Origin of the sequence: Changchengzhania lutea (genome assembly GCF_006974145.1) — a bacterium.
Lineage (GTDB): Bacteria > Bacteroidota > Bacteroidia > Flavobacteriales > Flavobacteriaceae > Changchengzhania > Changchengzhania lutea.
In genome coordinates this window covers 637482-662095 of sequence record NZ_CP039456.1, presented here as the reverse complement: position 1 = coordinate 662095, position 24614 = coordinate 637482, and the positions used below count along the sequence as shown (strand labels likewise).

At 35.1% G+C, this 24614-nt stretch carries 31 protein-coding genes; 10 read left to right on the top strand and 21 right to left on the bottom strand.

Translation table 11 applies throughout. From position 1 onward, the window contains the following. Positions 1-55 precede the first annotated feature (55 nt). Both FAF07_RS03190 and FAF07_RS03185 read right to left on the bottom strand, forming a co-directional pair. Complete coding sequence (locus FAF07_RS03190; RefSeq protein WP_142783752.1) at positions 56-397, bottom strand: hypothetical protein; 342 nt, start codon at positions 395-397, stop codon at positions 56-58. A 10-nt stretch (positions 398-407) separates the two neighbouring features. Then, positions 408-1283, bottom strand: a complete 876-nt coding sequence (locus FAF07_RS03185; protein WP_142783751.1) for a hypothetical protein — start codon at positions 1281-1283, stop codon at positions 408-410. A gap of 124 nt (positions 1284-1407) precedes the next feature. Between FAF07_RS03185 and FAF07_RS03180 the strand changes: the two genes are divergently transcribed. Then, entirely contained in the window at positions 1408-1815 is a 408-nt protein-coding gene (locus FAF07_RS03180) for a helix-turn-helix domain-containing protein (RefSeq protein ID WP_142783750.1), read from the top strand. 775 nt (positions 1816-2590) lie between these two features. Next, positions 2591-3826 carry an IS4 family transposase gene (locus FAF07_RS03170; RefSeq protein WP_142783749.1) on the top strand — a complete coding sequence of 412 codons (1236 nt, stop codon included), beginning with the start codon at positions 2591-2593 and terminating at the stop codon, positions 3824-3826. Between the two features lie 231 nt (positions 3827-4057). Here FAF07_RS03170 and FAF07_RS03165 read toward each other — a convergent pair whose 3' ends face one another. From FAF07_RS03165 to FAF07_RS03145, 5 genes are read right to left on the bottom strand one after another with little or no spacing between them, the layout of a single operon-like run. Beyond that, a complete protein-coding gene (locus FAF07_RS03165; RefSeq protein WP_246067759.1) occupies positions 4058-4558 on the bottom strand; it encodes a DUF192 domain-containing protein in 501 nt (166 codons plus the stop codon). A gap of 1 nt (position 4559) precedes the next feature. Continuing rightward, complete coding sequence (gene lgt, locus FAF07_RS03160; protein ID WP_142783748.1) at positions 4560-5492, bottom strand: prolipoprotein diacylglyceryl transferase; 933 nt, start codon at positions 5490-5492, stop codon at positions 4560-4562. Between the two features lie 55 nt (positions 5493-5547). Continuing rightward, positions 5548-6675, bottom strand: a complete 1128-nt coding sequence (locus FAF07_RS03155; RefSeq protein WP_142783747.1) for a peptidylprolyl isomerase — start codon at positions 6673-6675, stop codon at positions 5548-5550. 1 nt (position 6676) lies between these two features. Then, complete coding sequence (gene gldI, locus FAF07_RS03150; RefSeq protein WP_142783746.1) at positions 6677-7222, bottom strand: gliding motility-associated peptidyl-prolyl isomerase GldI; 546 nt, start codon at positions 7220-7222, stop codon at positions 6677-6679. Further along, complete coding sequence (locus FAF07_RS03145) at positions 7215-8234, bottom strand: DHH family phosphoesterase (protein WP_142783745.1); 1020 nt, start codon at positions 8232-8234, stop codon at positions 7215-7217. The genes gldI and FAF07_RS03145 overlap by 8 nt, the downstream gene beginning before the upstream one ends. A gap of 171 nt (positions 8235-8405) precedes the next feature. Here FAF07_RS03145 and FAF07_RS03140 point away from each other — a divergent pair, with 171 nt between their 5' ends. Then, positions 8406-8825 (top strand): nucleoside-diphosphate kinase, encoded by a 420-nt coding sequence (locus FAF07_RS03140; protein WP_142783744.1) that lies wholly within the window; start codon positions 8406-8408, stop codon positions 8823-8825. Between the two features lie 77 nt (positions 8826-8902). On the opposite strand, the gene FAF07_RS03135 is transcribed toward FAF07_RS03140, so the two are convergent. From FAF07_RS03135 to recF, 5 genes are all read right to left on the bottom strand, one after another. Further along, positions 8903-9094, bottom strand: coding sequence for a cold-shock protein (locus tag FAF07_RS03135; RefSeq protein ID WP_142783743.1), 192 nt, complete (start codon positions 9092-9094; stop codon positions 8903-8905). A 155-nt stretch (positions 9095-9249) separates the two neighbouring features. After that, positions 9250-9441: a cold-shock protein gene (locus tag FAF07_RS03130; protein ID WP_072402704.1), complete on the bottom strand. Its 192-nt coding sequence runs from the start codon at positions 9439-9441 to the stop codon at positions 9250-9252. A 126-nt stretch (positions 9442-9567) separates the two neighbouring features. Beyond that, the gene (locus tag FAF07_RS03125) at positions 9568-9759 is read right to left on the bottom strand and encodes a cold-shock protein (protein ID WP_034044451.1); all 192 of its coding nucleotides are present in this window, start codon (positions 9757-9759) and stop codon (positions 9568-9570) included. A 99-nt stretch (positions 9760-9858) separates the two neighbouring features. Beyond that, positions 9859-10155, bottom strand: coding sequence for a DUF721 domain-containing protein (locus FAF07_RS03120; RefSeq protein WP_142783742.1), 297 nt, complete (start codon positions 10153-10155; stop codon positions 9859-9861). A 6-nt stretch (positions 10156-10161) separates the two neighbouring features. Next, entirely contained in the window at positions 10162-11241 is a 1080-nt protein-coding gene (gene recF / locus FAF07_RS03115) for a DNA replication/repair protein RecF (RefSeq protein ID WP_142783741.1), read from the bottom strand. Between the two features lie 140 nt (positions 11242-11381). Here recF and FAF07_RS03110 point away from each other — a divergent pair, with 140 nt between their 5' ends. The 7 genes from FAF07_RS03110 (at position 11382) to FAF07_RS03080 (ending at position 17814) form a co-directional block, all read left to right on the top strand. After that, positions 11382-12152 carry a YfgM family protein gene (locus FAF07_RS03110; RefSeq protein ID WP_142783740.1) on the top strand — a complete coding sequence of 257 codons (771 nt, stop codon included), beginning with the start codon at positions 11382-11384 and terminating at the stop codon, positions 12150-12152. A gap of 1 nt (position 12153) precedes the next feature. Then, positions 12154-12639: a 6,7-dimethyl-8-ribityllumazine synthase gene (gene ribH, locus FAF07_RS03105; RefSeq protein ID WP_142783739.1), complete on the top strand. Its 486-nt coding sequence runs from the start codon at positions 12154-12156 to the stop codon at positions 12637-12639. 427 nt (positions 12640-13066) lie between these two features. After that, the gene (locus FAF07_RS03100) at positions 13067-13354 is read left to right on the top strand and encodes a riboflavin synthase subunit beta (RefSeq protein WP_142783738.1); all 288 of its coding nucleotides are present in this window, start codon (positions 13067-13069) and stop codon (positions 13352-13354) included. Positions 13355-13358: 4 nt separating this feature from the next. Then, positions 13359-15209 carry a DNA mismatch repair endonuclease MutL gene (mutL, locus tag FAF07_RS03095; protein WP_142783737.1) on the top strand — a complete coding sequence of 617 codons (1851 nt, stop codon included), beginning with the start codon at positions 13359-13361 and terminating at the stop codon, positions 15207-15209. A gap of 3 nt (positions 15210-15212) precedes the next feature. Further along, positions 15213-15944 carry a rhomboid family intramembrane serine protease gene (locus FAF07_RS03090; RefSeq protein WP_142783736.1) on the top strand — a complete coding sequence of 244 codons (732 nt, stop codon included), beginning with the start codon at positions 15213-15215 and terminating at the stop codon, positions 15942-15944. Next, complete coding sequence (locus FAF07_RS03085; RefSeq protein WP_142783735.1) at positions 15941-16786, top strand: rhomboid family protein; 846 nt, start codon at positions 15941-15943, stop codon at positions 16784-16786. The genes FAF07_RS03090 and FAF07_RS03085 overlap by 4 nt, the downstream gene beginning before the upstream one ends. 5 nt (positions 16787-16791) lie before the next feature. After that, positions 16792-17814: an endonuclease/exonuclease/phosphatase family protein gene (locus FAF07_RS03080; protein ID WP_142783734.1), complete on the top strand. Its 1023-nt coding sequence runs from the start codon at positions 16792-16794 to the stop codon at positions 17812-17814. A gap of 48 nt (positions 17815-17862) precedes the next feature. Here FAF07_RS03080 and FAF07_RS03075 read toward each other — a convergent pair whose 3' ends face one another. From FAF07_RS03075 to FAF07_RS03035, 9 genes are read right to left on the bottom strand one after another with little or no spacing between them, the layout of a single operon-like run. Beyond that, entirely contained in the window at positions 17863-18171 is a 309-nt protein-coding gene (locus tag FAF07_RS03075) for a DUF6122 family protein (RefSeq protein WP_142783733.1), read from the bottom strand. Then, positions 18168-18794 (bottom strand): WbqC family protein, encoded by a 627-nt coding sequence (locus FAF07_RS03070; RefSeq protein WP_142783732.1) that lies wholly within the window; start codon positions 18792-18794, stop codon positions 18168-18170. The genes FAF07_RS03075 and FAF07_RS03070 overlap by 4 nt, the downstream gene beginning before the upstream one ends. Next, positions 18794-19597 carry a M15 family metallopeptidase gene (locus FAF07_RS03065; RefSeq protein WP_246067758.1) on the bottom strand — a complete coding sequence of 268 codons (804 nt, stop codon included), beginning with the start codon at positions 19595-19597 and terminating at the stop codon, positions 18794-18796. The genes FAF07_RS03070 and FAF07_RS03065 overlap by 1 nt, the downstream gene beginning before the upstream one ends. A 10-nt stretch (positions 19598-19607) precedes the next feature. After that, a complete protein-coding gene (gene lepB / locus FAF07_RS03060; RefSeq protein ID WP_142783731.1) occupies positions 19608-21197 on the bottom strand; it encodes a signal peptidase I in 1590 nt (529 codons plus the stop codon). 37 nt (positions 21198-21234) lie between these two features. Then, positions 21235-21591 (bottom strand): four helix bundle protein, encoded by a 357-nt coding sequence (locus FAF07_RS03055; RefSeq protein ID WP_142783729.1) that lies wholly within the window; start codon positions 21589-21591, stop codon positions 21235-21237. Positions 21592-21611: 20 nt separating this feature from the next. Then, positions 21612-22313: a 4-hydroxy-tetrahydrodipicolinate reductase gene (gene dapB / locus FAF07_RS03050; RefSeq protein WP_142783727.1), complete on the bottom strand. Its 702-nt coding sequence runs from the start codon at positions 22311-22313 to the stop codon at positions 21612-21614. Position 22314: 1 nt separating this feature from the next. Beyond that, positions 22315-22929: a DUF5683 domain-containing protein gene (locus tag FAF07_RS03045; protein WP_246067757.1), complete on the bottom strand. Its 615-nt coding sequence runs from the start codon at positions 22927-22929 to the stop codon at positions 22315-22317. Further along, positions 22919-23827 (bottom strand): ParB/RepB/Spo0J family partition protein, encoded by a 909-nt coding sequence (locus tag FAF07_RS03040; RefSeq protein WP_142783725.1) that lies wholly within the window; start codon positions 23825-23827, stop codon positions 22919-22921. Before FAF07_RS03040 ends, FAF07_RS03045 begins: the two co-directional genes overlap by 11 nt. A gap of 4 nt (positions 23828-23831) precedes the next feature. Further along, the gene (locus tag FAF07_RS03035; protein WP_142783723.1) at positions 23832-24596 is read right to left on the bottom strand and encodes a ParA family protein; all 765 of its coding nucleotides are present in this window, start codon (positions 24594-24596) and stop codon (positions 23832-23834) included. Between the last annotated feature and the right edge of the window lie 18 nt (positions 24597-24614).

The following is a 24614-nucleotide window of genomic DNA, read 5'->3' as shown; positions in this document are numbered from 1 at the left end:
AACATGACATAGAAACCTCCACACGCTCTTGGTCGAACTTGGTGTGTTTTTCTTTTCAGTTGCCGTTCTGCGCTTCCTGATGTAGCACTTCCGCTATCTTATCCAAGCAGTGCATTTGATCATGTGGCAAAAGCTCCATTATGAGTTCTATGACTTTTGTAACACTAGAACTTGGCAAACAATGTCTGTTTGCTGGTGATATGAATATACCATTTCCATCTAAAGCGAAATAACAAACTTCCAAAAGTGTTGAAATATAATCGGTAATATCTTCTTGACTTGATATTTCCAATTGGATGGTTTTCCGTGTCCTCCTTCCAAAGGCTTCGCTTTTTATTCCAGAAAAGTTCGTTACTAATTTTTTTATGGCTTTTATTTTTTTTGCTTTCTTTTTCATTATTTTAAAATTATTGTTGATTAGATTGTTTGCAATGCAGTTCTTTAAGGTGCTCCAATTGTGCTTCACCTAGTTTCTTGGCTTCATCAAAAAACCATTCACAGCGGCTATAAGCTTTATCTGTATCTATATTTGAAAATTCATTTTTAACTTTGAACCGCATAATATGATGAGCATTACACAGCATATAATAGATACGGTGTAAACCATAGGTTTCTTTAGGGAATATGATCTGTGGTAATTGAGTAAAGTGGCTACATAAATGCAATAGATAGGACAATGAATAGTGTTGCGGTTTAAACTCCCAAAACACATATAAGAGTGCCATACATACCTGTTCTAAAGCATAGTGCATAATCGCCAACCTAGAAGTGGAATCTTCATCGGGTTCAATGCTGTTTAAAATGGAAAGTAGGTATTCTGCACGTTTCATACGACCCTTCCATACTTCTTGAATACCTTTATAAACGTGTGGATGATAGTGTAAACCATAATCTTTGAATTTTGATAATGAGCCATCTGCTTTATAGATACAATGGGTATCAAAAATGATTTTAGACAAAAAATCATCTCCATGATTTAACCGCTTTTTCACATTTGATAATGTATATATAATGGCAAAGACCTTACAGCGCTTTTGCATCTTATTGTACATATCGTCCATGAAGTCTCCCAATCCTTTAGAAATGGGCTTATGTGTAATAATAAGAATTGTATATGTTATCTCCTTTTTAAAAGTTTTACCTTGCGGTGAGAGATAAATATTTTGTTTTTTCCTTTCTTTAAAGACACTTAATACATATACGGAATGCAATGGGAGCAACTTTTTCAATAGCTCTAGAAGTTCCTTCTGTAAAGGGGATTTTGTGGTCAAAGTTGCTTTCATAATTTTTGCTTTTTGTAAACTAATTGCTTTTTTACAAAGTACCGAACCACGATATGTTGTTTTTTACTTCATGTTGTTTGTTTTTTACTTATCTTCTTAAGAGAATAATTATTATATTTGATATATGACAACAGCTACAAAACCAAATCATATCGGACGCAAAATAAGTCGTATCCGTGAACTTCGAGGCATGAAGCAGGAAACCCTTGCCGAAGCTTTGAACATTAGCCAACAAGCAGTTTCTAAAATTGAGCAAACTCCAGAAATTGAAGATGATAAACTGGAGGAGATTGCTAAAATCCTTGGTGTAACTAAAGAGGGTATTGAGAATTTTTCTGAGGAAGCTGTTTTTAACATAATTGGAAATACGGTTACCAATCATGATAATAGTGCATTATTCAACTACCACCCTACCTTTAATCCTATTGATAAACTTTTAGAATCTCACGAAGAAAATAAGAAACTTTATGAACGCCTTTTACAGGCAGAACAAGATAAGATTGAGTATTTAGAAAAATTACTTAAAAAATAATCTTTATTTGAAGGAATTGCAATAATTATTTATATCTGAAAATTTCTTTTCAATACACTCCCTATAATTTGTGAGGATCGTATTGAAAGGAAATTCTTTTTTTAAGCATTAAAAATTGTTGTTTGCGTTTGTGCTTTCGGTTGTTCCTTTTTGGTTTTAAATCTAATAAGTAGATTTTGAATTTCCTCGCTTATCTTGAATTCTACGACTCTAGAATAAATTTGCATAGTTTAGTATGCCATTATAGTTTTGATACAGTTTCAATAGGAACACCATTTGATAACATAATTAACTGTGGTTGCATGAACAATAAAGCAATATATAATCCAGAAATACTATGCAATAGTTTGTCACTTTAGCAGAAGAAAACGAAAAGAACTATTTAGATTTGTTTTATTAACTCAATTTTATATCTTTAATAACAGATTGAGAGTCATTGGTCAACAAACCAATTTAATTGATATGGTAGTTATTTAACTACCTCAAATTAAATATACCTTCAAACACCCATAAAGATTACTGGTTTCGTGGGGGGTTCGAATCCCTTCGCAGTCACGAATTTTAAATACAATAAACTGATATTAGGTTTGTTGCATTTTTTTATTATTGAGGTGTGTCGTTTTTTGTGTCGCTTTTTTGAAAGGTAGAATGAAAGTGTATTAATATAATAGTTTCTAACCCATAGTATATCCAAACTCAGTAGCATCCGAAAGTCGCTATTTTAAAAAGCCCTCAGAATCCCTTATTTTAGAGTTCTACGAAAAACTTTTCAAATATGGGACTCTTCAGGCGAAACAAAAATACCAATAAACCAATAATTCGGCAACTATTAGATTTAGTACCACCTTGGTTAATTAAAAGTTGCACAAATACTTACAAAACGGACAAAGGTGTTCATAAATACAGAACATACGATCAGTTTGTAGCACTAACTTTCGGACAGCTCAATAAGTGCCAGAGCTTGAATGATATATCGGCAGGGATCGGAGTAAGCGAAATTTTCATAAACGACTTGGGCCTGCGCCAAAGCCCTGCGCGTTCCACAATGAGTGATGGCAATAAAATCAGGGACTGGCGCGTGTTTGAGAGTTTGTATTATCGTTTATTGAGCCATTATAAATCAGTGCTGAAAGAACATCACAATACCCACATCATAAAAGAGATCAAGGGCAAGGTTGTTAAACTAATAGATAGCTCAACGATATCCTTATGCTTGGCCATGTTTGATTGGGCAGAGTTTCGGACAGCAAAAGGGGGCATTAAATTACATACAAGTTGGGATTACAATTTAATGATACCGGATGTGGTAAATATTACAGAAGCAAAGGTGCACGACAGATATGGGTTAAAGCAATTGATTTATCCTAAAGACACCATTATAGTTGAAGATAGGGCTTATTTTGATTTTGAACTGATGCTCAACAGGATAAAGGCAGAAAATGTATTTGTTACCAGGATCAAGTCCAATACGTTGTACCAAACGATAGAAGAACTAGAATTACCGGATAACGTTGACCAAAATATACTGAAAGATGAAATAATCCAACTGACTTCAAACAAGGCAATGGAAACAGGGATTTCAGGACAAAAACTAAGATTGGCACACGTCTATAAAGAAGATGAAAACAAAGTGATAGCCATTGTTACAAACCAACTTGACTGGGAGCACGGTACCATTGCGGAACTGTACAAGAAACGTTGGGACATAGAACTGTTTTTTAAAGCCTTAAAACAAAACCTACAGGTAAAGACCTTTTGGGGAACCAGTGAAAATGCAGTAAAGTCCCAAATATATGTAGCCCTGATAAATTATCTGCTCTTAGAGCTCATAAAACGAACTATCTCCAAAAAAGCAGTTGCTTTTTCCAATTTATCAGAAAAAATAAGATTCTGCCTGTATCATTATCTATCACTGGATTATGTATGCAATCACGTAAGAGAAGGCGTGCGTAAGGTCACGTTTACTACACAAAAGGAATGGGTGTTTGACGCAGACTTATTTTCTGGATAATCTAATATTTTAAACGAAAACATTGGGATAGACCTATGATTTCTGCTTTTCTCTAAAAACTTTCGGATGCTAGTGATCCAAACTTAACAAAAAAATTCCCAGTATCCAATACATAAATATGGTTATAAAACACTTTTTATGACTATTCTCAATAACTGAACAGATAGAGGTTATGTAGCACTCTTTAAAATGAATTAGATATTATTGGATAAGACTAAAAGTTAAATAGTTTTATTGAGGAGTCGTGTAATCGATAGTGTCACCTACAGATATGCCCCAGGTATCTACCAAACCAGCATTCACTTCTAATACGAATTGCGCAGGTACATTCGATGGTAATGAATCTTCATTAAGGGGTTGAGCATTTTTTTGGAAACTGACTACCTTTTTATTGTCGTTTATATAAATTAAGTCGAGAGGAATTCTGGTGTTTTTCATGTAGAAAAAGCGTTCTCTTACATCTGGAAAAACAAATAGCATACCTTGTGTATTCTGCATAGAATTACGGTACATTAACCCGGTTTGAACATCATACTCAGTGTCGGCAATTTCAATATCTAGAGTAACTTTTGTAGAGTCTGTGGTAATTTTGTAAAGCGTTAATTCGCCTTCCTTTTTAAAAGTAACCTCAGTTTGCTTAACTGCCTTTTTATCTTCTTTACATGAATGCACGCTTCCTGATAAAAGGAAGATTATCAGTATACTACGCATGTATGTAACTGCCCGACTCATTCTATTTAACGGTTGTTTTAGGTTTAAATACAAACATAAAATACAGACCAATAAGTACAAACGGAATGCTTAGTAATTGCCCAGTGTTCATGCCAAAAACCCAATCATCACGCCCTTCTACCTGGGCTTCTTTAACAAATTCCACAAAGAAACGAATGGTCCATAGAAGCACTAAAAACAATCCAAATAAAAACCCTGTTTGATCTCTTTTTGATGTTTTTAAATACACAAACAATAAAATTAAAAACACAAAAATATAACTAAATGATTCATACAATTGTGCTGGGTGTCTATAAGGAACAGCGTCTAATAAATTTTGAAATTGTGGGTTTTCGGTAACGGCATTATAAGCCTTTTGCACATCTTTTATACCAGTTAAACGGGTGATTTCCCCTTTATAATAATAATCTTGAATGAAACGCACACCAAAATTGGAGTCAGTTATTTTTCCAATTATTTCAGAATTGATAAAATTTCCAATTCTAATAAACACAGCACCAGAAGCTACTGCGATAACGATACGATCTAAAATCCATAGAACGGATTTGTATTTATATTTTCTGCGATACAAATACATGCCAATGATAATCCCAATGGCAGCACCATGACTGGCCAATCCTTGAAAACCGGTAAACTCAAAACCACCTTTAAATTTAAAAGGAAGGAAAATACTGAAAAAATCCTCGAAAATTAATTCTGTTTGATAAAATATAACGTGACCCAAACGTGCGCCAATCATAGTGGCCAGCACGGTGTAAATAAACAATGGATCTAGATAATCTAAAGACACTTTTTCCTTAGTAAAAATACGCTTCATAATGTACCATCCTACAACGAAGGCGGCCACCCACATCAGGCTATAGAAATGAATTTTAAAATTACCTATAATGTCTATTCCAGTTATAGGATTCCAGTCAAATTTTAATGGATGCATAGCAGTATAATTTCTGATCAAAATTTAGTGTCATCTAAATCTTGATTTTATTTAATTATTTAAAAAGTTCTAAAATTTCAACTTCAAATATAAGGTTAGATTTTTTAGGAATTCCGCGAGTACCAGATTCTCCATAGGCTAAATGATATGGAATGAATAAGGTCGCTTTATCTCCAACACGCAATTGTTGCAGTCCTTCTTTAAACCCAGCAATCATTTGGGCATCTGGACCGATGTCTGCGGTTAGGGGCTGATATTTTCCGGCTTCCTTTTTTCTTTGGTTTACAGCATCAAGGGCTTCTGCAGTTTTTAGATTGCTGGTTTCTAGTAATTTACCGCTTTCAAAATAAACGGCATAGTGCGTTTTTACTTTTGCTATTTCTGGTAATTTTTCTCCGGTGCCCACTTCGGTTATCACATATTGTAAACCTGAAGGTAGGGTGATAGCACCTTCTTTTAGTTTATCAAATTTATCTTTAGTCTTCTTTAAAATAGCAGCTTCTCGTGCCTCTTTTTCCTTTACTTTACGGTCTTCTATAGCAAAATGGTTATTGAAGATTTCAGGTGCATTAAAGGCTTTTGCGCCTTTTCCTTTTCGTATAATGTTCAACTCTTCAATTACTACGTCTTTAAGAGGTCTTTTATTTTTATCCGTTTTTACATTTGAGATAGAGTCTTGAATGTTTAATCCTATTACTAATTCTCCAAAAACGCTATGAACGTTGTCTAAATGAGGTTTTGGTATTTCAGTAATAAAAAACTGACTACCGTTGGTGTTACGACCTGAATTTGCCATAGATAAGATACCTGGTTTGTCATGTTTTAAATCTGGGTGAAATTCATCCATAAATTTGTAACCAGGATCTCCCGAACCTGTGCCAGTAGGGTCACCACCTTGTATCATAAAGCCATCCATAACCCGATGAAAAATAAGTCCATTATAAAACGGTTTCTTTTTGTATTTATCATCAACAAGCGTGTTAGTACCTTCTGCCAATGACACAAAATTAGCTACCGTAACAGGCGCTTTTTTATAGGCCAATTCAGCTACCATCGTACCATTATTGGTAACAAATTCGGCATATAAGCCATCTTTTAAATCGGGATATTGGGCTTTGCAGGAACTTAGTAATATTACGAAAGTAAATAATACAAATATGTTGTAATGTTTAAAACTGCGCATATTAATTAGGGTCGTTTTGAGTGATGGAATTTACGGTAACTTCACAAATTATAGGGATATTAGTGCCTATTTTATTTTCGTCACCGTAGTAGCCATAAGCCTTTTGTGAAGGAAATATAAACGTTACGGTTTCCCCAGATTTCATCAATTTCAAACCTTCCCTTAAACCTGTGAAAAGTTCTTGCTTGTCCATGGCATACCTTTGGGTTTTAAGATCGTCTTTAGAGTAAATAACGGTACCGTCCAGGGTTTTTACATCGTAATTATAATTGATAAGATCACCAAAAAGAGGTGTTGCTAAACTGTCAATATCAGATTTGGTATTGTAGTAGTAGTAAAAGCCACTATTTGATGGGATATATTCATTTTCAGTCTTTTCCATAAGAGCTTCAATAGCGACTTGCTCTTTTGCATTTAATTTCTTGTTTCGTTCTACCGAGGCATCAATAAAAGAGCCGCTTTTTACTGAAATGGGTCGGCGTGCTTCGGGTGTTTTACAGCTAAAAGCTAAAATAGCTAGGGCTATCAGGGTGAGTATTCTATTCATTGTTCAGGGCTTTATTATAACTAGGCAATATACTAATAAATTTCGCAACAGTATCTTCCAGCGATAAATGGCTTTTCCCTCCAGCGGCGTTGGTATGACCACCACCGTTAAAGTGTGCTCGTGAAAATTCGTTAACTGAAAAATCACCTTTAGAACGTAACGAAATTTTTATAATGCCTTCCTGCCTGTCTTCAATGAATATAGCACCGAACACGATATTATTTACAGATAAACCATAATTGACAACGCCCTCGGTATCTCCTTTTTTATAATTAAAGCGGTTTAATTCCTGCTGTGATAAGGTAATATAGGCAGTTCTAGATTCCGGTAAAACCTTCAAATTACTTAGTGCACAACCTAAGAGTTGTAATCGCTCGTAAGAATTTGTATCATAGATTTTATTATGAATTTCAGAATTATTCGCCCCTTTTTCAAGGAGTTGTGCTACGACATGATGCGTTTGACTTGAGGTTGACGAAAAACGAAAGGAACCGGTATCTGTCATAATACCAACGTACAAGCAGGTGGCAATCGTTTTATCGATACTATCAGCATCACCTAGCATGTCAATAAAATGATATACCATCTCGCAGGTAGAACTCATACTTACATCAGAGAATGTATAAGTAGCATAATCATCCGGCGCTTGATGATGATCTATCATGATTTTAATCGCATCACTTTCAGATAAAATGGATTCCATATTCCCAGTACGGTGAAAGGCATTAAAATCTAAAGTAAAAATGATATCCGCATCTGTAATAAGATCTTCACAAACAGTTTTATTGGCGTCGTATTTTAAAATACAGTCTTCACTTGGCAACCATTTTAAAAAATGAGGATAGTCGTTTGGGGTTATGACCTTAACTTTGTGATTGCCTTTTATTAGAAAATTATATAAGCCTAATGTAGAGCCAATAGCATCGCCATCAGGGTTTTTGTGTGGCACAATAACAATTTTTTTAGGAGTTGATAATAATTGTTTGATGCCTGTAATATCCTGTTTTGTCATAGACGACGAATATACAATTTTTTTAAAATTGCATAGGCTTGTATATCTGATTAATTAGATTACTTTTGCACGAAAATTATTGAGAGGTATTTATGCTTAGTTTTCTTCGGAATTTCTTTGAATTGAACTAAATATATCTTTTTGTAACATGAATAACATAAACATTATATAATGGCAACAAATAGAACATTTACTATGCTAAAGCCAGATGCTGTTGAAAAAGGACACATTGGTGCAATACTGGAAAAGATTTCATCTGCAGGATTTAGAATCGTGGCAATGAAACTAACACAAATGACAAAAGCAGATGCGGAAGCGTTTTATGCGATACACAACGAGCGTCCATTCTTTGGAGAGTTGGTAGAATACATGACGCGTGGTCCTATTGTGGCTGCAGTTTTAGAAAAAGACAATGCCGTTGAAGATTTTAGAACCTTAATAGGTGCTACAAATCCAGCTGACGCAGCTGAAGGTACGATTCGTAAATTGTATGCTGCTTCTATTGGTGAAAATGCAGTACATGGTAGTGATAGTGATGAAAATGCAGCTATAGAAGGCGCTTTTCACTTTTCAGGAAGAGAGATGTTCTAGACATTTTAATAAATTCATAAACAAAAACCCCGCAACATCGTTGCGGGGTTTTTGTTTTTAAAAGCTATATAATTTACTTAAATCACTTTTACGTTTACGGCGTTTAAGCCTTTTCTACCTTCCTGTAAATCAAATTCAACTTCGTCACCTTCGCGAACCTCGTCTATTAATCCAGAAATGTGAACAAAATGTTCGTTGTTTGAACCTTCTTCGGTGATAAATCCAAATCCTTTTGAATCGTTGAAGAATTTTACTGTTCCTTTACTCATAATTTTAAATATTAAATTGTTAATACTTAATAGTATGCAAAGTTAATGCCAAAGATTATAATCGACTGCCACTGATCACAACTGAATAATATGAGGATAAAAAAAACCTATCAAATACATGATAGGTTCTAATTGGTAACTGTTAAAGTATATGTTTAGATTACTTTTACGTTTACGGCGTTTAATCCTTTTTTACCTTCTTGTAGATCGAATTCTACGGCATCACCTTCACGAATTTCATCGATTAATCCAGAAATGTGTACAAAATGTTCTTTGTTGTTGTCATCTTCAGTTATGAATCCAAATCCTTTAGAATCATTGAAAAATTTTACTGTTCCTTTACTCATTATTTAAACTATTAAATTAATATATTTTGGTAAAGATACTGCCAATTATTGTATAAATCATCATAAACAAAAAAAGTCTATCAAATTGATTGATAGACTTTTAATTGTAATTGAAAAGTATATGTATTAGATTACTTTTACGTTTACGGCGTTTAATCCTTTTCTACCTTCTTGTAGATCGAATTCTACGGCATCACCTTCACGAATTTCATCGATTAATCCAGAAATGTGTACGAAATGTTCTTTGTTGTTGTCATCTTCAGTGATAAATCCAAAACCTTTTGAATCGTTGAAGAATTTTACGGTACCTTTACTCATTGTATTTAAATTAAAAAAATTAAGCCACAAATATACTATAAATAATATAATTCTGGTAATTTTAATTTAAAAAAGAAAATAAATTATTAGTCGCTGTAACTAACGAAGTACCAATTTCTTGATGATTTCTTTACCTAATTCTTCATTAAGCATGGCAATAATTTTTTGTTTTCCGTAGCTTAATTCCTCTCTCAGAACACTGGAACTTAACTGCACATATAAAGTGTTGCGTTCTAGATTAACAGCATTCGTGTAATTATTCACGCCGTTACCCATAAGTTTTGCCCAAGCGTCTGCCACATTTACTTTATCCAAACCCTTTTCTAATTTATTGGTTTGAACGAATTCTTTTAAAGCGTCAGCTATACTTAGGTGGTCGTTGTTTCGTTTTGCCATGACTCATTATAATTTAAAAATTTCGTAAGATTGATGTACTTGTCTTACCGCAGCTTCGGTACGTTCTGCATGCGTATCGCTAATAAACAGTTGTCCGAAATTTTCATCATTTACTAATTTAATAATTTGTGCGACGCGCTGTTCGTCTAATTTATCAAAAATATCATCCAATAACAAAATAGGGTTTATGCCGCTTTGTGCTTTTATAAAATCAAACTGTGCCAATTTCAACGCAATTAAAAAGGATTTTTGTTGCCCCTGACTGCCAAATTTTTTAATAGGATGTCCGGCAATATTAAAGTTCAAGTCATCTTTATGCACGCCAACACTGGTGTATTGCAAGGCTTTGTCCTTATTAATGGCCTTATTTAAAAGGGTATTCAGATCGGCATCAAATAAATCGCTTGAATACACCAAATCAACAGTTTCATTACCATTGCTTATGGCTAGGTAGCGCTCCTTAAAAACAGGAATAAAAGCCTCTAAAAAGAGCGCGCGTTTTTTAAAAATTTCTGTTCCATAGTCGTTTAGTTGATTGTTGTAAATATCTAAGGTGTCTGCATTAAAGGTGTGATTTAGTGCAAAGTATTTAAGCAAGGCGTTGCGTTGTGCCAACACCTTGTTGTATTTAATGACATGGGTTAAGTAGTTTTTATCGCTCTGCGAAATCACACTGTCTATAAATTTTCTTCGGGTGTCACTGCCTTCGGTAATTAAATCCCTGTCGGCGGGAGATATAATAACCAAAGGTAAAAATCCAATATGATCACTAAATTTCTCGTACGCTTTCCCATTGCGTTTAATCATTTTTTTCTGACCGCGTTTTAAGCTCACTACAATCTTTTCAGTCTGCTCTTTATGCTCATACTCACCATTAACAACAAAAAATTCTTCATTGTGTTTAATGTTCTGTGTAGCCACTGGGTTAAAATAGCTTTTACCAAACGATAGGTGGTAAATAGCATCGAGTACGTTCGTTTTCCCTATCCCGTTATTCCCCACAATGCAATTAATCTTCTCATTGAAAGTAAAGGATTTACTGTCAAAATTTTTATAATTAAGAAGCGAAAGTGATTTTAAAATCATATAAAATTACCTTAAAGGATCTATATAAGTTGCGGTACTTAATATAAGGATGTGCAAATTATTGAAAAATATCAAATAAATACCCTTTTAGTTCTTAAGAAAAATTATATTTTTGCGGCGCATTAATATAGAAAAAATAGATGGCAACTTATAATAAAAGAGGGTACAAACCAAAAACAAAAGCAGAGAAAGAACAGAATATTGAGGAAGGTTCTACAACTGCTGAAGTATTCAATACACTGGACGAAACGGCATCTAAAACTGAGGACTTTGTTGCGAAAAACCAAAAGTATATATTTGTAATAATAGGCATAGTAGCCGCAGTGGTATTGGGGTATTTAGGATATAATGAGTTTGTAGCACAGCCAAAACAAACGGCAGCTATGAACGATATGTTCCAAGCTCAAAAATATTTCAATGAGGCTGTAACAGGAACCGAAAAAGATTCGTTATACAATTTAGCCTTAAATGGAGGGGAAGGGAAGTTCGGCATGTTAGATATTATTGAAGAGTACAGCGGCACGCCTTCTGCAAATTTAGCAAACTACTACGCTGGTACGGCGTATTTACGTTTAAAGGATTATAAAAATGCTATCGAGTATTTGGGGAATTTTAAAAGTGACGATGAGATTTTGGCGCCTTTGGCAAAAGGAAATATTGGAGATGCCTTTGTGCAATTAAACCAACCAGAAGATGCCTTGGAATACTATGAGGACGCAGCCGAAATGAGAGATAACGAATATACGTCTCCTATGTATTTATACAAAGCAGGTGCGATTGCGATGGATCTAGGGAAAGCAGATAAAGCCTTGACGTATTTTAAACGTATTAAAGAAGAATATCCTAATGCTGTAGAAGCCTCAACTGTTGATGTTTTTATTGGAAAAGCACAAGTATTGGCAAATAAATAATATGGCAACGGTAAATAAGAATTTATCAGATTACGACAAAACAACCATCCCAGACGCGAATAAATTTCGGTTTGGAATGGTTGTTTCAGAATGGAACGGTAACATCACTGAGGCCTTGTGTAATGGTGCTTATAAAACCCTGATAGAGCATGGTGTATTGCCTCATAATATTATTCGGTGGGATGTGCCTGGAAGTTTCGAATTGATTTACGGTAGTAAAAAAATGCAGGAGCAAATGGTAAATGCGGTTATTGCTATAGGGAGTGTTATTCAGGGTGAAACAAAACATTTTGATTTTGTATGCGATGCCGTTTCACAAGGGATTAAAGATTTAAATGTGAATCGTGAAACACCTGTTGTTTTCTGTGTGCTTACAGATAACAACATGCAACAAGCCATCGATCGTTCAGGTGGGAAACATGGTAATAAAGGCACGGAAGCAGCTATTGCGGCTATAAAAATGGCTGAGTTACGTAAGAATAGTTAGTTTTCAGTCACAGTCACAGTCACATTAATTAGTTTGTGATAAATGTTGGCCTCATTTTTCTTTGCGACTTTGCGACTTTGCGACTTAGCGAGATAATTTTTGTTAACAATATTTAGCATCTCTATTCCTTATTTTTGGCTATTTTTAAGTATTTTTGAAAGACAATCACTACTGTATTTTGTTAAGGCAACGTAAAAATAAATCTTTTAATTACAACCCTCGATTTTCTAAAGATGGCCGTGCTGTCTCAGAAGAAAAGGACATAGAAAGAGATTTTGTTTCAAAATGGAAGCGCGAAAGCACAAATAAAAAACGACCATCAAAAGGCATAGTGTCTATACGTACCTTACTTTTGGTTTTGGTACTATTATTGATTTGTATGTATATATTAGATTCAAAATTTAGGTAACTTAAAACTGATAAGGACATGGGACTTATGAAACTGCGAAAAAATAAAAAGTATGGTTATACACCACGTTATTTTGATAATAATGGGGAAGGGAATCCCTTTGAAATTAAGCATAAATTTGACGATTATAGACAAACCGTCGGCAGTAATAGGGGCCTTAAAACAAAAGTCAATAATGCTTTAAATGACTATAAAACCAATCCAGATAGACAGGCCAATCGTCGTGTTTTAATAATAATCGGCGTACTTCTTTTAATCTTTCTATTCATCATCGATTTCGATTTATCTATATTCTTTTCTAAATAATTACATGGCCGATATTATACAGCTATTACCAGATCATGTAGCCAATCAAATCGCTGCAGGAGAGGTCGTGCAACGTCCAGCCTCTGTAGTTAAAGAGTTATTGGAAAACGCTATCGATGCGGGTGCCAGCCAAATTAAACTCATCATAAAGGACGCGGGTAAAACCTTAGTTCAGGTTATCGATAACGGCAAAGGCATGAGTACCACAGATGCCCGTTTAAGCTTTGAGCGTCATGCCACATCAAAAATAAAAACAGCAGATGATTTATTTAAACTCAACACCAAAGGCTTTAGAGGTGAAGCTTTGGCAAGTATTGCGGCTATTGCACATGTCGAGTTAAAAACGAAGCTGGAGGAAGATAATTTGGGAAATACCATTGTGATAGAAGGTAGCCAAGTGGCCTCTCAGGATATCGTGGTCACCCCAAAAGGCACATCAATTTCAGTAAAGAATCTTTTTTTTAATATCCCGGCACGTCGTAATTTCTTAAAATCGGACACCGTTGAATTACGCCATATTATTGATGAATTTCATCGCGTGGCTTTGGCGCATCCAGATATTGGTTTTGCACTATATAATAATGGCAGCGAGACTTTTAATTTGCCGATTACTAATTACAGGCAACGGATTGTGAATATATTCGGAAATAAAACAAATGAAAAATTGGTACCCGTTGAAGAAGTTACTGAAGTCTTGGAAATTTCAGGCTTTGTTTGTAAACCGGAATTCGCTAAAAAAACGAGGGGTGAGCAATTTTTCTTTGTGAATAACAGATTTATAAAAAGCGCCTACTTGAATCATGCGGTAGTTTCGGCCTTTGATGGTTTACTGAAAACGGGAACACATCCCAGTTATTTTTTAAATTTAACGGTCGATCCGCAATCTATCGATATCAATATTCATCCCACCAAAACAGAGGTAAAATTTGATGATGAGCATACGCTTTACGCCTTACTTCGGTCTGCGGTAAAACATAGTTTGGGTCAATTTAATATAGCGCCTGTGCTCGATTTTGACCACGATGCTAACTTAGATATGCCTTATAAGTATGATGCTAAAAGGGCTGGTTCTCCAAATATTGAAGTGGATAGAAGTTTTAATCCGTTTCAAGAGGAAACCAATTCTAGAGCGCGTGCCGTGGCTTATAAAAAGGAACCTGTTACAACATGGGAGAGCCTGTATGTAGGATTAGAATCTAAGGGCACAAGTACGCCATCCGATTTTAGCGAAGTTCGGTTTGAAAGTGAACCGGAAACGTCATCCATGTTCAAGAATGTTCAAGATATCGAGTCTGCAAGAACCACCTATCAACTCCATAATAAATATATTGTCAGTACGATTAAATCTGGCATGTTGGTTATAGACCAGCATCGGGCGCATCAGCGTATTCTCTATGAAGATTTTCTTAAGAATATGACTGTGAAAGAGGGAATAAGTCAGCAATTATTATTTCCTTTGAAATTGCCTTTTTCTGCAAATGAGATAGAGGTCATTTGTCAATTACAAGACGATTTACAGCATACAGGTTTTGTGTTTTCGTCACATGCCGAAGATACTTTAGAAGTTACAGGGGTTCCAGTTAGTGTTCCAGAAAGCGAAGTGTCCATTATTTTAGAACAACTGATCAGTGATGTCGAAAATGAAGTGCCAGACAGTAATTTCAGTGCTACGGATTTATTGGCAAAATCGATGGCAAAAAGTTTAGCCATTAAAACAGGACAGGTATTACAAAAAGAAGAACAAGAGCATTTGGTTAACAAGCTATTTGCATGTAAAGAGCCTAACACATCACCTACTAACAGAACCACGTTTGTTACCATGAGTGTTGATGAGTTAGACAAAAAATTTATATAATATATGATGAGAATTTCAGAAACCGTAAAACATTTAATCATTATAAATGTGATTATGTTTATCGGTACCTTAGCGATAGGGAATGGCACGTTGTTTTATGACTGGTTTGCCATGCATTTTCCGAAAAATGAAGCGTTTCAACCTTGGCAAATAATTACGCATATGTTTATGCACGGTGGACTGATGCATATTGGATTTAACATGTTTGCGCTGTGGATGTTCGGGTCGCCTGTAGAGCAAGTTCTGGGGTCTAAACGCTTTCTGTTTATTTATATATCGGCAGGATTGGGTGCTGTGGCCTTACAGGTTGGCTATTATTATTTTCAGTATTTACCCATGGAGGAGCAAGCATTAAGTCTGGGCGCTTCACCACAGGAAATTATTGAAGTTTTTAAAGAAAGTAAAGTGTTTACGGCTATTGGCCCTGAATTTAATCAGATTTATTATGCAACCATGGTAGGTGCTTCGGGGTGTATTATGGGTATTTTGGCGGCATTCGGAATGATGAACCCAGAAGCAAAACTGATGATGATATTTTTACCGATTCCTATAAAAGCGAAATATTTTATTCCCGGAATTATTATATTGGATTTAATATCAGGCATCACGGGGCAATCTTTTTTTAGCCCGAGTAACACGGCTTATATGGCGCATGTAGGTGGTGCAGTAACTGGATTTTTAATTATGTGGTACTGGAAACGAACACAGTTTAATAAGAACCGTTGGGATTTATGAATTTAAATTATGATATAAAAGAGAAACTATCAAGACTAAACGTCTTAGAGAAACTCATTGCTATTAATGTGGTGGTTTTTCTTTTAGGATTAGTTTTAAAGTCCATGCTGAGATGGTTTGAATTACCAAGTGATTTCTCAGGGTTTATCTTGCAACCCTGGGCTATAGTGAGCTATGCCTTTGTGCATTATGATTTTTTTCATATGCTTTTCAATATGCTTTGGTTATACGTTATTGGGCGAATGTTTCTGAACTTGTTCAGTCCGAAAATGGCATTAAATATTTATTTATTGGGTGCCATATCTGGCGGGCTTTTGTTTATGGTTTGTTATAGCTTGTTCCCAGGTTTTTTTGGATCTAATTCTAAATTAGTAGGAGCATCGGCGGCTGTTAGAGCCTTGCTTATATTTTTATGTGCATATATGCCCAATCAGGATATTCGCTTTTTTACTTTTAATTTAAAGTTGTGGTATATTGGTGTTGCTATTGTTGTTATGGACGTGCTGGGGCTATTCGGTTTAAATGCAGGTGGTAATTTAGCCCATTTAGGCGGAGCCATATTAGGGTATTTTTATGGCAGACAACTTTTAAAAGGTCATGATATTGGTAAAGGTTTCGAATCTATATTAAATGCGTTTGCTAATATGTTTAAGGCTTCAAAAAAAGCACCATTAAAAACGGTTCATAAAAAGAAAACGAAAGTAGGTGGCTATAATAAAGCAGATTTTAATCAGTTTAATAATCAGAAGAAAATTGATGTCATTTTAGATAAAATCAGTAAAAGTGGTTATGACAGTTTGACTTCCGAAGAAAAAGAATTTCTATTCAAAGCCGGTAAGTAAAATTTATGAAGGGGTTACACATTTTCGATAAGTTTATGTATGTTATCAATATCATCGTGGCTATGCTATTGTTATTTGCCTGCATATTGCCGCTATTGCCTCCAAAAACATTTTCAGTGCTCTCGGTGCTTAATCTAGGCATCTCTTTTTTAGTTTTGGTGAATGCCTTGTTTCTGCTTTACTGGTTGGCAAAATTGAAAAAGCAATTACTGCTATCACTAATCATTTTAATCATTGGTTATCTGTCTTTTGGCTCGGTTTATAAGTTTTCGGCTTCTAAACATGTGGACCATCCAGATAACATTAAAGTCATGAACTATAATGTTCGGCTTTTTGATTTATACGAGTGGTTGCCCGATCCAAATACGGAGACTAAAATTGTAGATTTTATAAAAAAAAGTGCTCCGGATATGTTATGCATTCAAGAGTATCATCCACATAAAAACGTCGATTTTTCCTTCTTTAAATATAAATTTGAGATGCTTTCAGGGTATAAAATGAAATACGGACAAGCGATATTTTCACAGTATCCCATCATAAATTCTGGTTCTATAGATTTTCCCGATACGGATAATAATGCCATTTTTGCAGATATTGTGAAAGGTAAGGATACCGTTAGACTTTACAATGTGCATTTAGAGTCAATGAAAATTGATACCAATGTGGAGAGCCTAAAACAAGAGAAATCAGAACGCCTTTTCAAACGGGTAGGTGGCGCCTTTAAAATGCAGCAATTGCAAAGCGAGTTGTTTGTGATGCATAAAGAGAGCTCCCCTTATAAAATAATTATTTCAGGCGATTTTAACAATACTGATTTTTCATATGTGTATCGGAAAATTAAGGGTGATTTGATTGACACCTTTAAAGATGCCGGGAATGGTTTTGGACGGACCTACGATTTTCGGTTCTTACCTGTTAGAATCGACTTTATTTTGGTTGATGACGCCTTTGACGTTAATGGGTTTAAAACTTTTGACGTGCATTACTCTGACCATTATCCTATCATGGCTACTTTACGTTTGGAATAGACAATATTTCGGGAAAGGGACAATTGTAGTAATCTATTTCTAAACAAACTACATAAACGAGCAATCTACAGTATCTGCAAAAATATGTATTATAAGCCCTAATCCTACTAAACGGGTTTTCTTCGGAAGTAACAATAGCACATAAACAGCAATAGCATAATACTTGTGTAAAGGATGAAAGTTGATGCTACATCGGTTTGGATCAAACATGGGATCAGCTAAAACATGATCTATATCTATAAGCCAACCAGATAGCATAATTATAAACGCCAGTTTCCAAGATGATTTGTAAAAGACTAAAGCAACTATTAGCGGGAGCAGCGCATGGGAACTATAATGTGCTAGAGTTTGTATCATTTTTGGAGATTGATGGGTTGAGACTCTAGGTAATTTAAAGCATTTGGGCCTTCGTTAAAAAGCAAGTCCAATATGCTTAAGTTACTGAGGAAACCATGCTTATCATCAAAAACTTGAGTGTATTTTTCAAAGGTTTTAGGGGTTTCCTGTTTCGCATATACTAAATGACGACCATCGACAATACCCTCAACTTGATGCTCATAGGTTTGGGTTTTGGTACTTTTTAATTCCAATGCTAGACATTCACAGACTGTATCTAAACACTTTAAATTAAAGTCGAATAAAAAGGTTTCTTTTTTTAAGAATAATGCTTGAAGATCATCTTCGTAATATTCAAAAAAAGGTGAGGTTCTATAGGCGGATAGTAAAGATTTCCAATGGTGCATTTGCCAAGGTTCATCAAATGATATTTTTACATCACGATATTTTTGTCTATTATTTTGGCTATGTATTACCGGGATGCTTAAAGCCAATTTACCATTGGCACCATATATATACGTGCGATTTCGATAGGTCTGTTTCAAAAAATTATCTTCACCTTCAATCACGATATGCTCCGCTTGAGACATGGCAGTGAAATGTGCGATGTTCGGAAAATAGGTAGGATGAATAAGCAGTCTCATTAGTTGGCAGAAGTTTTGGGTTTTGCAGCTTCGCTAATTCCATTCACGTAATCGGGAATTATTTTTAAGTTTTCTGCAAGTTCCGATCCTTCAAATCCAGCAACGTTTTTATACGTTATATTTTCGTTGTAGAATTTTAGACATTGACTAGCTAAAGGTATATAAGACCAGTGCCAGCGCTCTAAATTATAACCGGTTCTACCATTTTCTTTACTAGTATAGACTTGATGAAAACCGTATGCATTGGCATGCTCCTTTAGCCAATCATAAATTTTCTTACCTTCTCCATTTTCGAAAAAGGTATTATTAAGATTATTTAAATCTATATCTGTTCCCCAATGGTGTCTTGAAGTGGATGGCATGGAGCTATAGTTTAAAATTTTTTGTGAACGTTCTAAGGGTTCAAGTTGTTTATGTTTTTTCCATTTACGTTCCCAAATGGCTTTCTGCTCATTAAAATTTCGAGTACCTGAAATGATTTTTAAGTCGACACTGTCTGTTTTAGCATGCTTAAACATATTTAAAAACGCTTGGTAAACGTCTTTATTTAAGTAAATGGGTTTTGACGCATGTATAGATTCAACTTTTACAAAAAGCACATGTTTCGTATAGTCGAACTTTCCTAAAACAAAATCTTTATCAATCGACAACATGTGGGTTGTGTCAATATTTATAAGTTCTTTAGATGATACAATGTTATCTTCATTGGTTTTTAATTCAAAAATAGCTCCTTTTCGCAGGGTATTGTTTTGTTTGCACGAAACAAGTATTATAAAAAGGATGAAAAGATAATTTAAATTCACTTGTTGAAGATTAGCTGTTTTTTTTCCGCGCTTGAAACTTCTTAAACCCGAACCACGCCAACAATAAAACTAAAAAAGGAATCAAGAAAGAGGTCGCCTTCCCTTCGCCACTAACCGTAGTAAAAAAGCGTTCCCATCTTGGGTTTTTTATGCCATCCCAACTCATCCAAATAAATACAGGCTTCCCTAAAACGTGACTAAAGGGCACAAAACCCCATGAGCGGGCGTCAATGGAATTATGCCTGTTATCACCCATCATCCAATAGTAATCTTGTTTAAATGTATAATCGGTAGCCACTTCCCCATTAATCAAAATCTGATTTCCTTTTACTTGTAATGTATTGCCTTCATATTCAGTAATAACACGTTTGTATAATGGTAAAACCTCTAAGTCAATATCAATAGTTTTTCCTTCTTCGGGAATATATAGAGGACCAAAGAAATCTATATTCCAATTATAATTAGGGTCATGCGGAAAAATACTTGAATCTCTAACACCTCTTTCATCTAACTCAGGATTAATATTTGCAACACTAGGGTGATTTTTAAATTGATCTATAGCAAAATTAGTTGCTGCAGGAACAATTATTTCACCTGCTTGATTTTGATAAATACCATCTGTAATGTCATATCTGCTTTTAAGATAACTTATGATATTGTTATTAAACCCTTGACCTTCTTTTAAATCAATTTTGTAGCTAAACTGTAGTTTAGCTCTATCTGGCAATTCATTTTTCTTCCCATTTATATATACAAAACCATCACGAACTTCTAAGGTATCTCCAGCAATAGCAACACAGCGTTTTACCAAATTGGTTTTTTTATCTATGGGCTTATAGTAATTTCTATCTGGACTAAAATCATTCATATCCAGTAGCGTATCTGCGGGTTGATTAAAAACGACAATATCATTCCGCTCAATTTTTTCAAAACCCGGGATTCTTAAATAGGGCAATTGGAGCTTGTTCTCCCAAGACGTATTCCTTTCAGGGTAATCGTCATCAAATAAGTACGATTTTTTGTTTAAAATAGGAATGGTATCATGTACCATAGGTGCAGCAACGGTGGTCATTGGGATACGAGCCCCATAATGAAATTTACTCACAAAAAGAAAATCACCAACCAACAATGATTTTTCCAAGGATGATGATGGAATGGTAAATGGTTGTATGATGTAGGTGTGCACAATAGTTGCGGCTACTATAGCAAATAAAATGGAACTGATCCAATCGCCTGCAGAGGTTTTGGGTTGTAAGCTACGGTTCTCAATATAATGCACATCGGCCACATAGTTTAAATAATAATTATAAAAACCTAAAGTGACTACAGCAAGAATGGTATCTATGGTTTTGTTTTTACCAAAGCTTCTAGCGGTTTCCACCCAAACCACAGAAAACATAATGAGGTTGACTATAGGTAGAAACAGTAAAATAACCCACCACCATGGGCGGTTAATGATTTTCATTAAAACCACGCCATTATAAATAGGAACAAAGGCTTCCCAAGCTTGCCGTCCTGCTTTAATATATAATTTCCAAGTTCCTAAACCGTGGATAACTTGGATGATTAGTATAAAAATAAACCACTGTGTTAATGTCATAATCTTATTTTAATGATAATTGTCTATTGACAATTGATTAATTTTTATTGTTCAAATTTGCAGTTTTTCTTGATGAAATAAAAATTCTAGTTAATTGATTTGCTTCATTTAACAAAGAATTACAAGTTTCTCTTGGGATTAATCCTTCATCAATGATAAATTGAATACAAAAGTGGCTTTCATCAACTTCTTCAACAACAATGCTTATTTTAGAAATAAAACTTTTTTTAGATTGAGCAATACAAGTTGCTCTATAATTTGCAGCTACTGAAGTTGAAGATCTTATTAATTGCCCTTTTATATGATTTCCAAGAAATGTATTAGGTAGAGAAACGGCTAGCTTAACACAATCATGGGCAAACGTTTTTGTTCTTCCTTTTAAATCATTAGTCATTAATCAATTAACATTTTTCATTAAAGGTCTAACACATCGTTCATGGTAAAAACGCCGGTTTTGCCAATAAGCCATTCTGCCGCAATCACTGCACCCAGTGCAAAATCTTGGCGGTTATGCGCCGTATGTTCTATGCTAATGGTATCGACCTCACTTTTGTAATTTACAACATGCGTTCCTGGCACATCTTCAATACGCTTTGAAATAATTGAGATGGTTGCATCAGCCTCAGTTTCCAATGCCCATTTGTTATATTCAGGATGTACCTCAATGATATCATTAGCCAAAGAAATGGCCGTTCCACTAGGGGCATCCAATTTTTGAGTGTGATGCACTTCTTCCATACTCACATCGTATTGTTTTAGAGCGCTCAACATTTTTGCCAAATTTTTATTGAGTTCAAAAAAAATATTAACACCTAGACTGAAATTAGAGGCGTAAATAAAGGCACCGTTTTTCTGTGTACATAAATCCACGGCTTTATCATAATCATCCAGCCACCCAGTAGTTCCAGAAATAACCGGCACGTTATGGTTTATGCAATTGGAGATATTTTTAAATGCGACGGCAGGAATACTAAAATCAATGGCTACATCGGTCTTCGTAATATCGTATTGCGTATCTTCTTTATCAACGGTTAAAACAATAGTATGGCCGCGTTTTATGGCAATTTGTTCTATGGTTTTACCCATTCTTCCGTAGCCTAGTAAAGCAATCTTCATATTAAAATTTAAAATTCAAGGTTAATCCAACATGGCTTGGTGCTATAACATCCCTTATTTTGAAATGTGGTGATAAAGATAAGTTTTCATCGACATTGTATTGCGTTAAATGTGCATCCACATTGGCATCAATAATATTTAGCGCATAAATAGCTGCCGTGACTAAAAGCGACACTTCCTTGTTCCGCCGAAATAGTTTTTGGGCGCGTCTCAATCCGTCATCAGTTACACGCGGGCTTTCCAACTTAGTGCCATCAGCGCTAAAATAGAACTCATCGGTTTCAAAACCGGCTAATCTACTTTTATAGGCATCGCGGTATCTGTTATATTCATTATTGTTATCAATATAAAAGTAGATACCAGTACCTAAGGCACCAAAAACAATAGGGATTTTCCAATATTTTTTGTTGTAAGCTTGACCCAAGCCGGGGAGAATCGCCGAATAGAAAGCCGCTTTTGCTGGCCTCAACGGATCGATAGGTTTTTTTATTTCAATAATAGTGTCCGTTTCTATAATCTGTGGCACGCGTTCTTTTTCATTATCCTTATCCTGTGCTTGCATGGTGAATGCAAAAAGTATAGAAAGCAGAACAGTTATTAGAAGTTTATTTGTCACCTTCAACTAATTTTTTAATACGATTAAAATCTTCTTCTGAATGAAATGGAATCGTGATTTTTCCTGTTCCATTTTTAGAGACTTTAACGTCAATTTTGTGACCAAAGTATTCTGAAAATGCCGCAATCCCTTTTTTTATGAATTTGGGTGTGGCTTCTGATACTGCTTTTTCTTCAGCTTTAGAGTCTGGGTTAGTGTTGTAGTTTCTAACAAGTGCTTCCGTTTCACGAACCGACAAGGCATTGGAAAGAATCTTCTCGTAGATATCCAATTGAATGGTTTGATCTTCAATTGCAATTAAAGCACGTCCGTGTCCCATAGATATAAAACCGTCACGCATCCCCGTTTGTATAATCGGGTCTAGTTTTAACAGGCGTAAATAATTGGCGATAGTAGAGCGTTTTTTGCCAACACGCTCGCTCATTTGTTCTTGTGTTAAATTGATTTCATCTATAAGGCGTTGGTAGGATAATGCAATTTCAATAGGATCTAAATCTTGACGTTGAATATTTTCAACCAAGGCCATTTCTAAGGATTCTTGATCGTTTGCAATACGAATATATGCGGGAATAGTTTCTAAACCTATGGATTTTGAAGCCCTAAAACGACGCTCCCCCGATACTAATTGATATCTGTTAAAGCCTAATTTTCTAACGGTTATCGGTTGAATAATACCTAACTCTTTAATGGAAGAAGCTAATTCACGAAGCGAATCTTCACTAAAATTAGTACGCGGCTGGAATGGATTTACTTCAATAAAGTCAATATCCAATTCCACAATACTCCCAATTACTTTATCGGCATTTTTATCTTGTACCGATTGGATGTCGTTACTCGGGTCATTTAAAAGTGCTGATAAACCTCTACCTAAAGCCTGTTTTTTAGTTGCCTTAGCCATAATTTTAGGAGTTTTTATTGATAATTTCTTTTGCCAAACTTAAGTAATTCGACGCACCTTTACTACTGGCGTCATAATTAATTATGCTTTCGCCATAACTTGGCGCTTCGCTTAACCGGACATTACGTTGAATGATGGTTTGAAATACCATATTGTTAAAATGACGCTGCACTTCTTCAACCACTTGATTGGATAACCTTAAACGGGAATCGTACATGGTTAATAACAAGCCTTCAATATCTAAATCTGGGTTGTGGATCTTTTGAACACTTTTTATGGTATTCAACAATTTGCCTAAACCTTCCAAAGCAAAGTACTCACATTGAATAGGAATAATTACCGCGTCGGCTGCAGTTAATGCATTTAATGTTAGTAAGCCTAATGACGGCGCACAATCAATTAAAATAAAATCATAATCGTCTTTAATCTCCTGCAAAGCCTTTTTAAGCATGTATTCACGTGCTTCCTTATCAACCAGTTCTATTTCAATAGCGACTAAATCAATATGTGCCGGAATGATATCTAGGTTTGGCGTACCTGTTGGGATAATAGCTTCCCGTGCAGAATTGGAATGCTCCAATAATTGATACGTCCCAATGTCTACAGCTTCTACATCTATACCAATTCCAGAGGTTGCATTTGCTTGAGGGTCGGCATCAATTAATAATACTTTTTTTTCTAGAACGCCCAGTGAAGCTGCCAAATTAATGGACGTCGTGGTTTTTCCAACGCCGCCTTTTTGGTTAGCAATAGCAATGATTTTACCCATTAATGATTTGGTTTTATG